General features: G+C 43.3%; 15 protein-coding genes. 7 read left to right on the plus strand and 8 right to left on the minus strand.

Annotated elements, in window-relative coordinates; translation table 11 throughout:
- The 7 genes from fliI to flgB all read right to left on the minus strand — a co-directional run bounded on the left by fliI (nucleotide 1) and on the right by flgB (nucleotide 6,031).
- Nucleotides 1-1,299 (minus strand): flagellar protein export ATPase FliI, encoded by a 1,299-nt coding sequence (gene fliI, locus CAN90_RS09635; protein WP_085833616.1) that lies wholly within the window; start codon nucleotides 1,297-1,299, stop codon nucleotides 1-3.
- 33 nt (nucleotides 1,300-1,332) lie between these two features.
- The gene (locus tag CAN90_RS09640; RefSeq protein WP_085833617.1) at nucleotides 1,333-2,145 is read right to left on the minus strand and encodes a FliH/SctL family protein; all 813 of its coding nucleotides are present in this window, start codon (nucleotides 2,143-2,145) and stop codon (nucleotides 1,333-1,335) included.
- Nucleotides 2,138-3,145 (minus strand): flagellar motor switch protein FliG, encoded by a 1,008-nt coding sequence (fliG, locus tag CAN90_RS09645; RefSeq protein ID WP_085833618.1) that lies wholly within the window; start codon nucleotides 3,143-3,145, stop codon nucleotides 2,138-2,140. Before fliG ends, CAN90_RS09640 begins: the two co-directional genes overlap by 8 nt.
- Nucleotides 3,138-4,823: a flagellar basal-body MS-ring/collar protein FliF gene (gene fliF, locus CAN90_RS09650; RefSeq protein WP_085833619.1), complete on the minus strand. Its 1,686-nt coding sequence runs from the start codon at nucleotides 4,821-4,823 to the stop codon at nucleotides 3,138-3,140. The genes fliG and fliF overlap by 8 nt, the downstream gene beginning before the upstream one ends.
- 63 nt (nucleotides 4,824-4,886) lie before the next feature.
- Entirely contained in the window at nucleotides 4,887-5,180 is a 294-nt protein-coding gene (gene fliE / locus CAN90_RS09655) for a flagellar hook-basal body complex protein FliE (RefSeq protein ID WP_085833620.1), read from the minus strand.
- Nucleotides 5,181-5,186: 6 nt separating this feature from the next.
- Entirely contained in the window at nucleotides 5,187-5,624 is a 438-nt protein-coding gene (gene flgC, locus CAN90_RS09660; protein ID WP_085833621.1) for a flagellar basal body rod protein FlgC, read from the minus strand.
- A 23-nt stretch (nucleotides 5,625-5,647) separates the two neighbouring features.
- On the minus strand, nucleotides 5,648-6,031 hold the full coding sequence (flgB, locus tag CAN90_RS09665; RefSeq protein ID WP_085833622.1) for a flagellar basal body rod protein FlgB: 384 nt from the start codon (nucleotides 6,029-6,031) through the stop codon (nucleotides 5,648-5,650).
- A gap of 410 nt (nucleotides 6,032-6,441) precedes the next feature.
- Here flgB and CAN90_RS09670 point away from each other — a divergent pair, with 410 nt between their 5' ends.
- The 7 genes from CAN90_RS09670 to CAN90_RS09700 all read left to right on the plus strand — a co-directional run bounded on the left by CAN90_RS09670 (nucleotide 6,442) and on the right by CAN90_RS09700 (nucleotide 12,591).
- Entirely contained in the window at nucleotides 6,442-6,774 is a 333-nt protein-coding gene (locus CAN90_RS09670; protein ID WP_085833623.1) for a flagellar biosynthesis anti-sigma factor FlgM, read from the plus strand.
- Between the two features lie 64 nt (nucleotides 6,775-6,838).
- Complete coding sequence (locus tag CAN90_RS09675) at nucleotides 6,839-7,318, plus strand: flagellar protein FlgN (RefSeq protein ID WP_085833624.1); 480 nt, start codon at nucleotides 6,839-6,841, stop codon at nucleotides 7,316-7,318.
- A gap of 13 nt (nucleotides 7,319-7,331) precedes the next feature.
- Nucleotides 7,332-9,065 (plus strand): flagellar hook-associated protein FlgK, encoded by a 1,734-nt coding sequence (flgK, locus tag CAN90_RS09680; RefSeq protein WP_085833625.1) that lies wholly within the window; start codon nucleotides 7,332-7,334, stop codon nucleotides 9,063-9,065.
- 28 nt (nucleotides 9,066-9,093) lie between these two features.
- The gene (gene flgL, locus CAN90_RS09685; protein ID WP_085833626.1) at nucleotides 9,094-10,491 is read left to right on the plus strand and encodes a flagellar hook-associated protein FlgL; all 1,398 of its coding nucleotides are present in this window, start codon (nucleotides 9,094-9,096) and stop codon (nucleotides 10,489-10,491) included.
- Between the two features lie 15 nt (nucleotides 10,492-10,506).
- Nucleotides 10,507-10,914 carry a flagellar assembly protein FliW gene (fliW, locus tag CAN90_RS09690; RefSeq protein WP_085833627.1) on the plus strand — a complete coding sequence of 136 codons (408 nt, stop codon included), beginning with the start codon at nucleotides 10,507-10,509 and terminating at the stop codon, nucleotides 10,912-10,914.
- Between the two features lie 19 nt (nucleotides 10,915-10,933).
- Nucleotides 10,934-11,164, plus strand: coding sequence for a carbon storage regulator (locus CAN90_RS09695; RefSeq protein WP_085833628.1), 231 nt, complete (start codon nucleotides 10,934-10,936; stop codon nucleotides 11,162-11,164).
- A gap of 221 nt (nucleotides 11,165-11,385) precedes the next feature.
- Nucleotides 11,386-12,591, plus strand: a complete 1,206-nt coding sequence (locus tag CAN90_RS09700; protein ID WP_085833629.1) for a flagellin N-terminal helical domain-containing protein — start codon at nucleotides 11,386-11,388, stop codon at nucleotides 12,589-12,591.
- Nucleotides 12,592-12,807: 216 nt separating this feature from the next.
- Here the strand turns inward: CAN90_RS09700 and CAN90_RS09705 are convergent, their stop codons facing one another.
- A complete protein-coding gene (locus tag CAN90_RS09705; RefSeq protein WP_085833630.1) occupies nucleotides 12,808-13,719 on the minus strand; it encodes a diguanylate cyclase domain-containing protein in 912 nt (303 codons plus the stop codon).
- Nucleotides 13,720-13,767 lie beyond the last annotated feature (48 nt).

A 13,767-nucleotide genomic window follows, 5' to 3' on the forward strand; every position in this document is an offset into this window, starting at 1 on the left:
TTACATCTCTTTCATTATCTGAAGGGTGTCTTCAAATAAATAGCTTTCATTTACTTGCTGGCACAAAAACTGATTGATGTCTTCCATCTTTTTTACTGACTCATCCAAGCGAAAATTGAGCCCCGGCTTGTATGCGCCAATCGAAATAAGGTCTTCGTTTTGCCGATAAACAGACAACCAGTTGCGAATTTTTGCCGCCGCTTGTTTGTGCTCCTCAGATGCAATGTCGTTCATCAAACGGGAAACACTGCCGTTTACATCGATTGCAGGGTAATGATTTTTATGCGCCATCGCTCTGCTCAACACAATGTGTCCATCTATAATACCACGTACGGTATCGGAGATAGGCTCATTGGTATCGTCACCCTCTACCAAAACAGTATAGATACCGGTAATGGAGCCCTGCTTAAAGTTGCCGCTTCGCTCCAAGAGCTTTGGAAGCTCTGCATAAATGCCCGGTGTATACCCGCGGGCAATCGGTGGTTCCCCGGCAGCTAGTCCTATTTCGCGGTGAGCCATCGCAAAGCGAGTTAGGGAGTCCATCATCAGTAGAACATCCTTACCTTGATCCTTAAAATACTCTGCAACGGCAGTCGCTACCATTGCGCATTTCAGGCGGTACATTGCGGGTTGGTCTGAAGTAGCAACCACTAAAACAGAACGCGCAAGGCCTTCTGGGCCAAGGTCTTTTTCCATAAACTCAGCAACCTCACGCCCGCGCTCCCCAACAAGAGCAATTACATTCACATCTGCGGTTACATTGCGGGCAATCATACCCATAAGAGTACTTTTGCCAACACCACTTCCCGCAAATATTCCCATTCTCTGGCCTTTTCCAATGGTTAACATACCATCAATGGTCTTAATGCCAAAATTCAGACGCTCACTAATACGTGGCCGTTCTAAGGGGTTAATGTAGCTTGAGTCTACGCCGTATTGTTGTCCCTCAGGGAATTCTCCCTTACCATCGATTGGGCAGCCAGTTGCATCAATAATTCTTCCAATGAGAAAATCTCCAACAGGTATTTGCAATTTATGCCCAGTGGAACGAACCAAACTGCCGAGCCCTACTCCTTTTACATCTCCATATGCAACTAACAATACATTGCCGTTTTTAAAGCCAACCGCTTCAGACAAAACTGGAGGAGAGCCTTGTAATCCGTCAATGGTGCAAATATCGCCAACATTGGCAGATATTCCGCTGGCCTCAATCATTGAGCCAACAATATTTGTCACTTTTCCCTTGCAAACCACGGAATCAATTTCTGAAAGGCGTTGCAACCGTTCTTCCCGCGTCAATTTGCTCTCCTCCTTTCTTAAACCTCTTAATTTTTAGAAATGCAACTCGTAAGATATTTCTGATAGCTGTGATTCTACGCCGGCATCCAACTGCCGATCCGGTAAATCGATTTGACAATCAGTATCACTCATCGTGTCACACGGTATAATGCGAAGATTTTTAGACACGGTCTGAAGTCGCTCCATAAGCTCCGCATCCGATTGCAGTAGCTCCGCGGTTGCGGGAGATACATTTATGCAAGCCCACTCTTGATCACGGTATTCTTCCAGCACAGCAGAAACAACTGCGGGGAAAACCTCTGGGCTGCGAATCTCTTGGTGCAGTACCTTGCGGGCAATGTGCATAGACAGCTCTTCAATACCAGTACGAAACTCTTCGATTATCTTTTCTTTGGCCTGTTCCAAATCTTCTAATAAACGGGTAATTTCATCTCTGTTTTGCAGAATCTGTTCTTGCAGATTTTGCAGCCCCGCTTCATGGCCGTCTTGCAAACCCTGTGCGTATCCGGCCTCATACCCTTGCGCGCGGCCTTGTTCAAGCCCCTCTGTATTGCCCTTGGAAAACCCCTCTTGATACCCAGCCGTCTTCATACGGGCAGCCTCTTCATTCATCTGCGCAGCAGATTCACGAAGCTGACTCATAGTAAAGCTGCGGGCGTTCTCCATAATGTTCTTTGCCTGCTCCAAAGCCTGTTGCAAAATGGCTTCTTGGCTATGCCCAGACTCCTCAAGAACTGCAGAAAGCTGCGTTTCTTCACTATGCCTTTGGCTGGAAACAAGTTCGGAAAGACTGGCATTACGCACACGAGAATCGGAATATTGCGAAGCCTTGATAACGTTAGGCAATGAACTCATCCTTTCCGCCCTTCGTAATCACTAACTCGCCTTCGCTCTCCAACCGGCGGATGATACCAACAATTCGCTGCTGAGCTTCTTCCACATCACGCAGCCTGACATTGTGGGTGTACTCCAGGTCGGAGCGAACACTTTCGCTGGAACGGGTAGACATATTCTTGAAAATGGTTTCGGCAACCTCTTTGTTGGCACCCTTGAGCGCAAAAACAAGGTCTTTGGAATCCACTTCGCGAAGGAAACGCTGAATCGACATATCGTCCAAAGCAGTAATATCTTCGAACACAAACATTCTCTTGCGAATTTCTTCGCACAATGCCGCATCCTTGCGGGTGAGCTCGTCGAAAATATACTTTTCGTTCGCTCTGTCCATATTGTTCATAATATCTGCAATGTAATTGACACCGCCAATTTCGGTGAAATCCAAAGACATAAGAGACGAGAACTTTTTCTCGAGATTTTGCTCTACAATCTTTACAACCTCTGGCGAAGTTCGGTCCATCATTGCAATTCGCTCTACAACCTCAAGCCGAATATCCTTTGGCAATTCCCCGATGACGCTCGCCGCTTGGTCGGCACTGGTATAAGAAAGAATCAACGCAATTGTTTGTGGGTGCTCATTTTGAATAATTGCAATAATATTTTTATAGTCCGCCTTACGAATGAACTCGAACACCTTGGTTCTTAAATTGCGAGTTACTCTCTCCAGCAAAGAAGCAGCCATTTGTGAGCCATACGCTTTTTCAAGTACATTACGGGCGTATTCTACGCCGCCTTCCGTAATGACCTTTTGCGTTAAACACACCTGGTAAAAATTATCCAGTGTATTCTCAACATCATCTGCAGAAAGCTGGTCGAGCCTTGCTATTTCAAAGGTTAACTGCTCAACCTCATCCTCTTTTAGGTATTTATAAAGTTTCGAGGCATTTTCTACGCCGATCGCAACAATTACGGATGCGGCTTTCTGAGGTCCTGCTAATTTTGTATCACTCATTAAAGTCATCACCCCTCAGCCATGTTCTAATTAACTGGGCCGCAATTTCCGGATTTTGTGAGGCAAAATCTTTCAGCTTGCCACGCAAAACTTCCTCTTTGCCCGACCGAACTTCGCGGGATTTCTCAAGAGCCTCCAAAGCCTCTCGTTTGCTGCGGAGAGCATCTTCGGCTTCCTTTCTTGCCTTTTCTCTGGCCAAGGCTTCCGGATCCTCCTCTGCTTCTTCCTCCGGATTCTGACTGCTGACCGGCGTCAACTCGTAGAATTCCTCAGGCACGGAGATTTCTTCACCCTCTGCCTCCACCATTTTTCTCTTTCTGGACTTTGTTACAGCCAGCAGAATGATAATCAGCAGAAGCAACGCCGCCGCACCGATACCGACAAAAATCAGAATTCGGGTCATTTCGGGTGTAATGAGACCATTTGCATTCGCTGGTGTAGCTGGTTTTTCAGCAAATGGAGCATTATACACGACCACCTTAGAAGCATCAATGGCGGCAGCATGTGCAACCAAATCGGCGATCTGTGTTTTTTGGGTATCGTTCATCATCTCTTGATTGATTACGACAGAAATCGTTAAATCTTTGATGCTTGCCGCGTCCCCTTGAACTTGCTCCTTTACCTGACTAACCAAATATTTATACGATTTTTCATCTTTTGCGTAAATGGTGTTTCCATCCACCTTTACACCAGGATACGTAGTAACATCGGAGTTGGTTTCCGCCCCGGCCGCTCCGCCGGTACCACCGTTTGCGCGTTCCTGCTGTGTTGTTTGAGAGGATTCACTCACAATCCCTGTGTTTGAACCATCCGCGGACGGTTTGTAAGTGATAATTTCTTGAACCTTTTTATCAACATCCATCACACTTTTCGCAGTGACTCCCACATTATTGGCACCAAAAACAGGGCCAAGTACCTTCATTACGCTACTTTCCACATCGTTTTCGTATGCTTTTTCAATGGTCCTTTTAAACTGCGATATGTCTACTTGACTGCTGCTGCCGTCACTTGTAGAGCCGAGCTCTTCACCACTGGCAGTATCAATAATCGCTACATTCTCTGTGGTAAGGTTCGGTACACTTTTTGATACCAATTGCTTAATACCGTTTACCTGCTTGGTATTCAATGCATTTTCCCCGTACATCGTAATCGATACCGAAGCAGTCGCCTTTGCGGAATCTTGGCTCCAAGCGTATGTGTTTTCTTCCGGAATACTAATGGTAACATTGGCACTTTTCACACCGTCAAGCGTTTGAATTACATCTTCCAGCCTTTGGTTCAGCTGAAATTTTTCAATTGTTTTTTTCTCATAATCTGTTGTCATGACATCGGTATTCTTCGTAAAGAAGTCGTAATTGGGGCCAGATTTTGGGTAACCCATATTCGCCAAATCCATACGCAGAGAATTTTCTTGGTTTTTCGGTACTGAAATGGTACCGTTCTTCTCTTCATAGGCCACGCCACGATTGCCAAGTTCTGTCATTACCGCTACGGCTTCCTGGTGTTCCAAGCCCGGGTATAGCACAACAAAAGGCTGGCGGTTCAATAAATATGCGGCAATTACAGCAATCAATACAACTCCTGCCATGCCGCCAACAAATATAATTTTTCTTTTCTTAGTTAAATTACCCCAGAACGTTTTAATGGGATCTATATACTTTTTCACTTGCTCATTCATGGTTCACCCTGACAGACGCCTTTCCAAAACAAATGTAGTTATGAATGCAACGAAGCCTGAGAACTAAACACTCATTCTCATCACTTCATTATAAGCGTCCAACGCCTTATTTCTTAATTGAACCAAAAGCTGAACGGACATAGTGGCTTTTTGTGATGCAATTACAATATTGTGTAAATCATCAGATTGACCGGTAGCCAGCTTGTAAATCTCATCTTGAACAGCATAGTCCGTTTCTTTTACATTGTTCACCGCATCTTGAAAAAAAGACTGAAAAGGTAGCTGCGCTTTATCGGCCAAAGCAGTTTTTTCAACTGCATCTAATGAACCTATCGGCTGAATCGGTGTAATCATCATCCTGATTTATCTCCCCATCTCCAAAGCTTTCGTAGCCATATTTTTCACAGCATTAAACGCTGTAAGATTCGCCTCATAGGCACGGGTTGCCGCCATCATGTCTAATGTTTCTTTTACCGGGTCTACATTTGGCATCATCACATACCCTTCGGCATTTGCATCCGGATGAGTTGGGTCATATACCGGAGTAAAAGCGCTGGTATCTTCTGCTACTTGCGTTACCTGTACCCCTTGTGCAGCCTGAAGCTGGTCGCTAAAAATGCGGCGAAAACGAGTTCGGTCTTCACCTTGTGCTTGTAACACGACCATCTTCCTGCGGTAGGTACCGCCATTTTCAGTACGTGTATTGGTTGCGTTTGCAATATTTTCAGAAATTACATCCATACGAAAGCTCTCCGCCGTCAAAGCAGAAGCGCTAATATTTAAAGAACTTAAAAACGCCATAATTATTTAGTCCTTTCTGTTTTTTAGCTTCTGCCCTCTGTAATTACATAACGAAGCCTTGAAAAATAGTCGGAAAGTTCTCGCATTGAATACATGTAGTTAAACTGTGTTCGGGTTAATTCCGTGTTTTGCTGAATAACATCGACATTATTGCCGTCCATTCTTTGAGACAATGCTTGTGAAACTGTAATTTGAGGCTGCGTGTTTTCGATTGCTCGTGCCCGTTCTGATCGCTTCTGCTGAGAAGATAAGCTCTTTTGCAGTTCTTCTTCAAAGCTTACCTCCTTGCTTTTATACCCAGGAGTCTCCCAGTTTGTTAAATTACTGGAAATAGCCTGCTGCCGCGTCCAAAGCCCATCCAAATCTTTCGTTAAGAGGGTAATGGGAACACTATTCAGCCAATCCATCTTTCATCTCTCACTTTCCAAATCATTTTTTATCAATATTCAATAAAAAATTTTAATTTGCAGGAAAACAAATTGAGTCTTATCTGACTTTGTTTTTTGTATAAACTGTTAAGTTTTTGTGACTGGATTTAAACTAATTATATACATCGAATCGACAATAGTCAACTTATTTCTGCAAACTTTAACCTAATATTTCTACATTATTTTCCTTTCAAATTGACTGTTAAAACAATATCTATTAATGTATGGGAAAAGGAAAAAATAACCACTATTATTGCTGCGTTTAATCATACATCATTTTACTAATAAAAATACGCTGAAAACAAATTAAAAATAATATTTTGAGTTCTAGAAAAAGCCACTAAACTGTTATGTGTTTGTGCCGATATTATTTGTATGAGGTGAGTAACATGAGAATTGAGAATCCAGGATACGTGTCTAACACAGCGAATAGCGGCTATGTAAATAAAGCGGCACAAAGCAGTGAGCTGAACCGACAGCAATCAAACGGAGCAAAGTTAGATAAAATTTCTGCTCCGGCCAGACGCGACACCATCGAGATTTCTCAGCGCTCGCAGGCAGAGCGCCCCACCCTTGTGCAGGCAAAGGAACAAATTGTGAAAAGCTTGCACCAGGAAAAAAGCGAAGAGTTTTTAGTAGAACTCAAAGCTAAAATCGAAGCCGGTGAATACAATATAGATTCTTTAGAGCTGGCTGGTCTTTTGCTTGACCATAGCATTTGACCAGTCTGCTTTCCCTGCCCAATAGCGGCTTCTGCGGCTATCCCCAAATAGAAGGAGCGATCGGATGAATCGGGAATTATCGGTGGAGTTTGTTGACTTCCTAAATCGTTATCTGGCACTGTTTCAAGAATTCTTCGTATTAGAAACACAGAAATACCAAGACATTGCCCAAGGGCAGATTAATAAAATAAATGAACACGTAAAAGCAGAAGAAGTATTCATGCTTCGCTCAAAAGGAATGGAAGCAGAACGCGAACGTTTGTTAAAACGTGTGGATGTTCCAGCGGCAACCTTTCGCGAGCTCCTTCCGCACTTTGACCCTGAAGTAAAAGCGCAAGCTGAAAAGCTATTCGAAGAATTATCGAATATAACCATGGAACTGAAAGAAATGAATTCGCGCTGTAACTATTTAACGGAGCTGCGTCTTCGCAGGGTGGACGCAGCGTTGAAAAAGATGAACAAGCAGCCCGAGCTGCAAAAGCAATATGACGCAAAGGCCAAGGAAGAGACGAAATCCAGCGGCTTTATCTCAAAAAAAGTATAAGGAGCGCATTAATATGGCATCTAGTTTTTCTTCTTATTATGTGGCACGTAGCGGAATTCAAAATGCACAATACAATCTAAGGATTACCGGTCAGAATATGGCTAACGCTTCTAACAGCACTACGGGCGCCTATACCCGGCAACGTTTAGACTCTTATGCGGTTGGCTCCTCCGGCAGCGGCAAGCGGTATGCAAACGCTTCGGACTTAGCAATTGGAGGAGGAGTAGAATCCAAAGGGGTTTCGCAGATGCGAGACCCGTACCTCGATGTTCGCTATCGCCTAGAAAGCGGTAAAGTAACACAATCGGCAACCGAGGCAAATACACTGAGTAATGTAGAAGATTTATTCGATGAAATCAATAAAAACGGCATCAACAGCCAAATTACCGATTTCATCAAGCAATTAAATACATTGGCAGGCTCCCCTGCTGACACAAACTTAGAAACCGTTGTAAAAAACTCTGCGCTTCTTCTTACGCAAGCTTTTCACAATGCTTCTACGCAGCTTTCGCAGGTTCGCAAGCAAGAAACAGATTCTTTTCTAAGTTCTGGAGTTGATTCTGCAAATAGCCTGCTAAAAAACATTGCACAGCTGAACCGTGAAATAAAAAGCTGCGACATTTCGCAGGTTCCTGCTTTGGAGCTACGCGATCAGCGCAACATGCTTTTGGACGAGCTTAGCCAGCAGTTTAACATTCGAATTTCGAGCAACTCGGTTTCTATTGGCGCCGGACGAACAGTAGAAGAAATGCAGGTCCATCTTGTAAGTGGAAACGACACTATTCAATTAATTGATAATGATGAATACGTGCAATTTGAGGCTGCTCAAGATAAAGATAAAATAGAGTACGTAGGCGATGACAAAGATGGAAATTCTCACGTATACAAAACAAAGGAATTGAACGTTTCTGTGTACATGCGTGGGTTTAATGGAGAGCTTGTTAAAAATACAGACGGCTCTTCTCATGTATTTAATGACAAATTAACGAGTGGCGTGTTTGGCGGTTATTTATCGATGCTAAATGACAACGGTGAATACGACGCACATGCAGGCGGAAAAGTTTCTGTTGGAGACCCAGCGACTGAAGTGACTGCCAGTTCGCTGGCTACCACCACCCGGGGCATTGGTTACTACGAGAAAATACTTGACCAGTTTGCTCAGGACTTAGCAAAAACCTTAAACGATGTAAATTCAGTAACGACTACCATTACAGACCCGGATGACCCAACAAAAACGAAAACAATTAAATCGGAGAAACCACTATTCTCATCCAGTGACGGCGCGGGGAAACCGATTACAGCTGCAAACATTGTCATTTCAGATGAATGGAGCAAGGCAACTGGCAATTACATTACTGCATCAAAAGAAGAAACGCTGGAAGGCGTGAATAACGAAAGCAGCGGCAAAAACATTCTTTACATGGTGCTCCAATTCCAAAAAGAAAGAACCTTTTCAACGGATGACGGAATTTCTCTATTTACTTCTTCCATGAACTCATTTGTTTCAAAAGTATCTACCACACTTGGTCTCGATATTAAAACTGCGTTGAATGCAAACGACACGTATGTTTCGAACCTAAATACTATTAGCACCCAGAGGGCAGCCATTTCTTCTGTTGACTTAAACGAAGAAGGAATTAATCTGGTTATGTACAACCAGGCACTTACGGCCTCCTCCCGCTTTATGACTACAATGGATGAAGCTCTTGACACCATTATCAATCGAATGGGCATTGTTGGCCGCTAAATATGAATCGAACGGAGGGTAACGCAACATGAGAATTACCATGGGCATGATTGCCGGTCAATATACCAAAAACCTCAATACGTCGCTAAGCAATTTTAATCTTGCAGCCAGAAGGGCAACGAATTTTCGCAGCTTTGAAAAAACCTCTGAAAATCCGTTCGATGCGACAAAGCTCTATCGACTTCGCAGAGAATCAGCCGAAAATGAAACCTACCAAGATACTTTGGGAGATGTAGAAAGCCAATTGATGACCGCCCAGAGTGCAATGCAATCTATTTACAGTATTGTAAGTAGTGCAGAGAGCGGCGATGTTATACAGGCCATTACGGGCACCATGTCGGAAAGTGACCGTAAAATTATTGCAGATAAAATGCAGCAAATGCAGCAGGCTTTTCTTTCTCCTTTGAATACGAAGTTCGCTGAAAAGTACCTATTCGGTGGAACGGAAATGACCGATGCACCCTTTTCCGTAAGTGAGAGCGGGGAATTGCTATACCGTGGAATTAATGTAAATACCGGTAAGCTGGAAAATGGCCCAGCTGCAAATTTTAATGGGACACTCATTGAGTTTGGTGGAGACGGATTAAAGAAATCAGATGGTAGCGTTGTAATGTCTAACGACACACCCCCACAGGCCGTTACAACTGTGGATGGTTTTGTGCTAAAGGTAAAGGGAACCACTAATTCAGGTGACCCTACGAAGGTTTCTGTTTCCGTAGATAGTAAAATGATAACCATTGAGGCTGATTTATCAAAATATAAAACAAACCAGGATTTATTAAATCTAATCAAAGGGTACGATGATATTGATTTTTCAAACATTCGTATCACCGGAGATATGAACCGTTCTATTGCTATTCCAAATGGTAGCGGCTATGAAGAACTCGTTGCAACCCCATTGGTCAGCTCCATTGGCGAGGACGGCCTAAAGTCTCTCGCAAATGAAGAGGTTCTGGTCAATTTGGGAATGGGTCTAAAAACGACATCAGAAGCAGGCAGTACTACAATCAACTCACAAAGTGCCTTTAATTCTGCGATTCCCGGCCTTTCCTTTATGGGCTATGGTCAATCGGAATCCGGAGTATCCAATAACTTGTATACTCTTATGGGGCAGATTGCAGACCAACTTAAAAGTGACAGCTTTTCAATGGAAAGCATAAAGCCTTATTTGGATCAATTCGGGAAACAAGCAGATGCGCTGCTTGGTAAAATTACAGAATCTGGTTCAAAATCCAACTTTTTAGGTACCATGAAAACAAACTTGGTTGCTATGGGAGATGCGTTGCTCGAGCGTGCCGAAGACATTGAATACCTTGACCCCGGCAACGCGATGATGGACTATTACATGCAGCAATACGCCTACAATGCGGCACTTTCCATGGGCACAAAAATTCTCAGCAAATCTTTTATTGATTATATGAGCTGATAGGAGTAAACGGATATGGAAACGAATCAGGAATCCCGTAATATGATTACATTTCCGGAGGGCTTATTGGGCTTTGAGGAAATTCATAAATACCGTTTGTTCCATGAAGATGAAGAAAATGTACTCTGGAGCCTGACGGCTGCCAACGAAGACCAGATTCCTTCCTTTATTGTAATGGATCCTTTTACAATTTGCGAGGAATATAATCCTCAAATATCGCCAAAAGACTTAGAGCAATTGGGTAACCCACAACCAGAAAATTTATGTTTTTTGGTGATTGCAGTGATTCGCACCCCTCTCTCGGACTCCGTGGCGAATTTAAAAGCCCCGATTGTGATTAACATTGCTACGCAGCTTGCAAAGCAGGTTATTTTGGAGGATGCAGCATATCCTTTGCGCTATCGACTTTTTGACAGCCGCTAATGAAAGGGAGGGAATTCATTTGCTGGTAATTAGCAGAAAAGAAGCAGAATCCATTCTCATTGGCGACGAAATTGAAATTCGAATTTCTGAAATTAGCGGCGATCGCGTAAAGCTGGCGATTAGCGCGCCGAAAGAGATTCGTATTACCCGCAAAGAGCTGCTAGAGACAGCCTCCATCAACCGCGAAGCGGGAGAACGACTGCAGGAACAAACCTTGAACGAGCTAAAAGGCTTATTAAAGAAAAAATAAAATTTTCTTGCGAAAAGATACTAAACTTTTCTCGTATCACACCGAAATATAGATTAGAACCAAAATAAAAACGGTTCGCAGTCCTTACGGTATCTTCTCCCAACGGCAGGGCCCGCCTTGTGGGAGTGGTGCATAAATAAACAGGCTAGGGCATGGACGCCCTTTCCCTATACCGCAGGGCTTCACCTGTGGAATAAAACAAAATTCAGGAGGAAAAAATTATGCGTATTCAACACAACATTTCTGCGATTAATGCGAACAGACAGCTCGGCATCAACAACAACAGTGTTGCCAAGAACTTGGAGAAACTCTCTTCCGGTTATAAAATCAACCGTGCAGGCGACGACGCTGCTGGTCTTGCTATTTCTGAGAAGATGCGTTCCCAGATTCGTGGCCTCGATCAGGCTTCCAACAATGCGAACGATGGTATCTCTTTGATTCAGACTGCTGAAGGCGCTCTGAATGAGACTCATAGCATTCTGCAAAGAATGAAGGAACTGGCTACTCAGTCCTCTAACGGTACATATCAGGATACCGTTGACCGTGAGAACATTACTAAAGAAGTTGAAGCTCTGAAGGCCGAAATCAACAGAATTTCTGCATCGACAAACTTTAACAAAATTAATCTTCTGGATGGTACACTGACACAAGGCGCTAAATCATCCGGAGTAACCATTGGTACTACTGCAGTTACCTATCAGTCCGATAATGCTGCTGCTGGAGTAAAGATCAATATGGCAGGTGATGCAACTGTCGAAGATGATGGTATTGATGTTACATTTGATGCTACAAATGGTGTAAGCATTAAATTAGGCACTAAAACCGCCGGTGGTTCTTATACTGCAGAACAAATTACCCAAGCTGTCCGTGACAAAGCGGCATCTGCAGTAAATGTTAATGATGCAAATTCTGCAACAGCTGCTAAATTCACAAACTTTTCAGTTCATTTTGATGGTGCAATTACTCTTGGTGCAACTGCAACGACTGCTGCCACTACAGATGCGACAACCACTGCTAACGCTTCAAATAATGCATTAAAATTGCAAATTGGCCCGGATAACGCTGCAGCACAATCAGTTTCACTGAATATTGGCAATATGAGTGCTGCTGGCTTATCTGTTGATACTGTCCTTGTAGATTCACAGGAACATGCTTTGGATGCTATTACTGCAATTGATAATGCAATTAACACCGTTTCCGGTACTCGTGCTGACCTTGGTGCTTTGCAGAACCGTCTCGAGCACACCGTGAACAACTTGGGTGTGACCAGCGAAAACCTGACCAGTGCCGAGAGCCGCGTACGCGACGTCGACATGGCGAAGGAAATGATGGAGATGACCAAGAACAACGTTCTTACTCAGGCTGCACAGTCCATGCTGGCTCAGGCCAACCAGCAGCCCCAGAATGTTCTCAAGCTCCTCCAGTAATTTACCACTTTCTTATTGAACTTGATTTAGCTACCCAGCAATGGGATTGGATAAGGCAGACAGCGAAAGCTGTTTGCCTTATCTTTTTTAATTTATGCACTCGTCCAACACACAGCATATACTATTTTAATAGGTTTAAAAGCTAGTTACTTTAATTACGATAAATTGATAGAAAAAAAGAAGCGCATAAGAGATTCTACTCTCATACGCTTCTACTTATTCGCACTGCGCTTGGTTTCTTCCATTTTGCTTTGCTAAATATAGCTTTTTATCTGCACGCTCTATTAGCATTGCAGGTAACTGATTGGCTTGCGGCTGCATGGTCGCGGTTCCCAGACTAATCGTATGCGCACACAGATTTTGCTCGCCGACAGCCGAAAACAGCATATCCCCTACACTGGCAACTAGTTTTTTCCCAATCTCTCTTGCTCTCGGAGCATCCAGACCCGGAAGAAGCACAGCAAACTCATCGCCGCCATAGCGGTAAATAAAATCGGTTACTTGCTGCAAATCCTGCTTGAGCGTTTGAGCAACCGTTTGCAGCATAAAATCCCCATGGCGATGCCCATAAGTATCGTTATATTCCTTAAACTTATCTACATCCAGCATCATCATGCTCAACCAGCTTTGTTCTCGCACTGCTCGGTTCCATTCGTATTGAAGCTGAATATCAAATGCACGCCTATTTGCAATTTTCGTTAAGCCATCCATTAAGCTAAGCTGTTCAATCATTCGTATTTGTTCAATAATATGAATTTGAGTGTTTACTCTTGCCAGAACAATCGCATTTTTAAACGGTCGCTTAATATAATCTACGGCTCCTAATAAAAAGCCCTTTTCTTCATCCTCATCACGTTCAAGGCCGGTAATAATAATGACAGGAATATTCCGTGTATGTTCCAATTGCTTCAAGTTTTTTAAAACATCGAAGCCATTTGCCTCCGGCAGTATAATATCTAGTAAAATCAGGTGCGGTTCGAATGTACCTATTTTTTCCATGGCCTTTTGTACGGTAGATGCAGTTTCTATCATATACTTATCTTGAAGAATTTTTCTTAATAGCGTCTGATTAAATAAACTATCTTCAATAATTAAGATTTTGTATTTTTCAAAACGCTCATCAACCACTCTATTTCACCGCACTTTCTCTTTTCCAATACTAATTTATTGGAACGA

It is taken from the genome of Clostridium merdae, assembly GCF_900176635.1.
Lineage (GTDB): Bacteria > Bacillota > Clostridia > Oscillospirales > Acutalibacteraceae > Faecalispora > Faecalispora merdae.

Excerpts from the sequence above, each read along its gene's own strand:
- fliG (WP_085833618.1), bottom strand. The coding sequence starts at position 3,145 with ATGAGTGATACAAAATTAGCAGGACCTCAGAAAGCCGCATCCGTAATT.
- fliF (WP_085833619.1), bottom strand. The coding sequence starts at position 4,823 with ATGAATGAGCAAGTGAAAAAGTATATAGATCCCATTAAAACGTTCTGG.
- fliE (WP_085833620.1), bottom strand. The coding sequence starts at position 5,180 with ATGATGATTACACCGATTCAGCCGATAGGTTCATTAGATGCAGTTGAA.
- flgC (WP_085833621.1), bottom strand. The coding sequence starts at position 5,624 with ATGGCGTTTTTAAGTTCTTTAAATATTAGCGCTTCTGCTTTGACGGCG.
- flgB (WP_085833622.1), bottom strand. The coding sequence starts at position 6,031 with ATGGATTGGCTGAATAGTGTTCCCATTACCCTCTTAACGAAAGATTTG.
- CAN90_RS09670 (WP_085833623.1), top strand. The coding sequence starts at position 6,442 with ATGAGAATTGAGAATCCAGGATACGTGTCTAACACAGCGAATAGCGGC.
- CAN90_RS09675 (WP_085833624.1), top strand. The coding sequence starts at position 6,839 with ATGAATCGGGAATTATCGGTGGAGTTTGTTGACTTCCTAAATCGTTAT.
- flgK (WP_085833625.1), top strand. The coding sequence starts at position 7,332 with ATGGCATCTAGTTTTTCTTCTTATTATGTGGCACGTAGCGGAATTCAA.
- flgL (WP_085833626.1), top strand. The coding sequence starts at position 9,094 with ATGAGAATTACCATGGGCATGATTGCCGGTCAATATACCAAAAACCTC.
- fliW (WP_085833627.1), top strand. The coding sequence starts at position 10,507 with ATGGAAACGAATCAGGAATCCCGTAATATGATTACATTTCCGGAGGGC.
- CAN90_RS09700 (WP_085833629.1), top strand. The coding sequence starts at position 11,386 with ATGCGTATTCAACACAACATTTCTGCGATTAATGCGAACAGACAGCTC.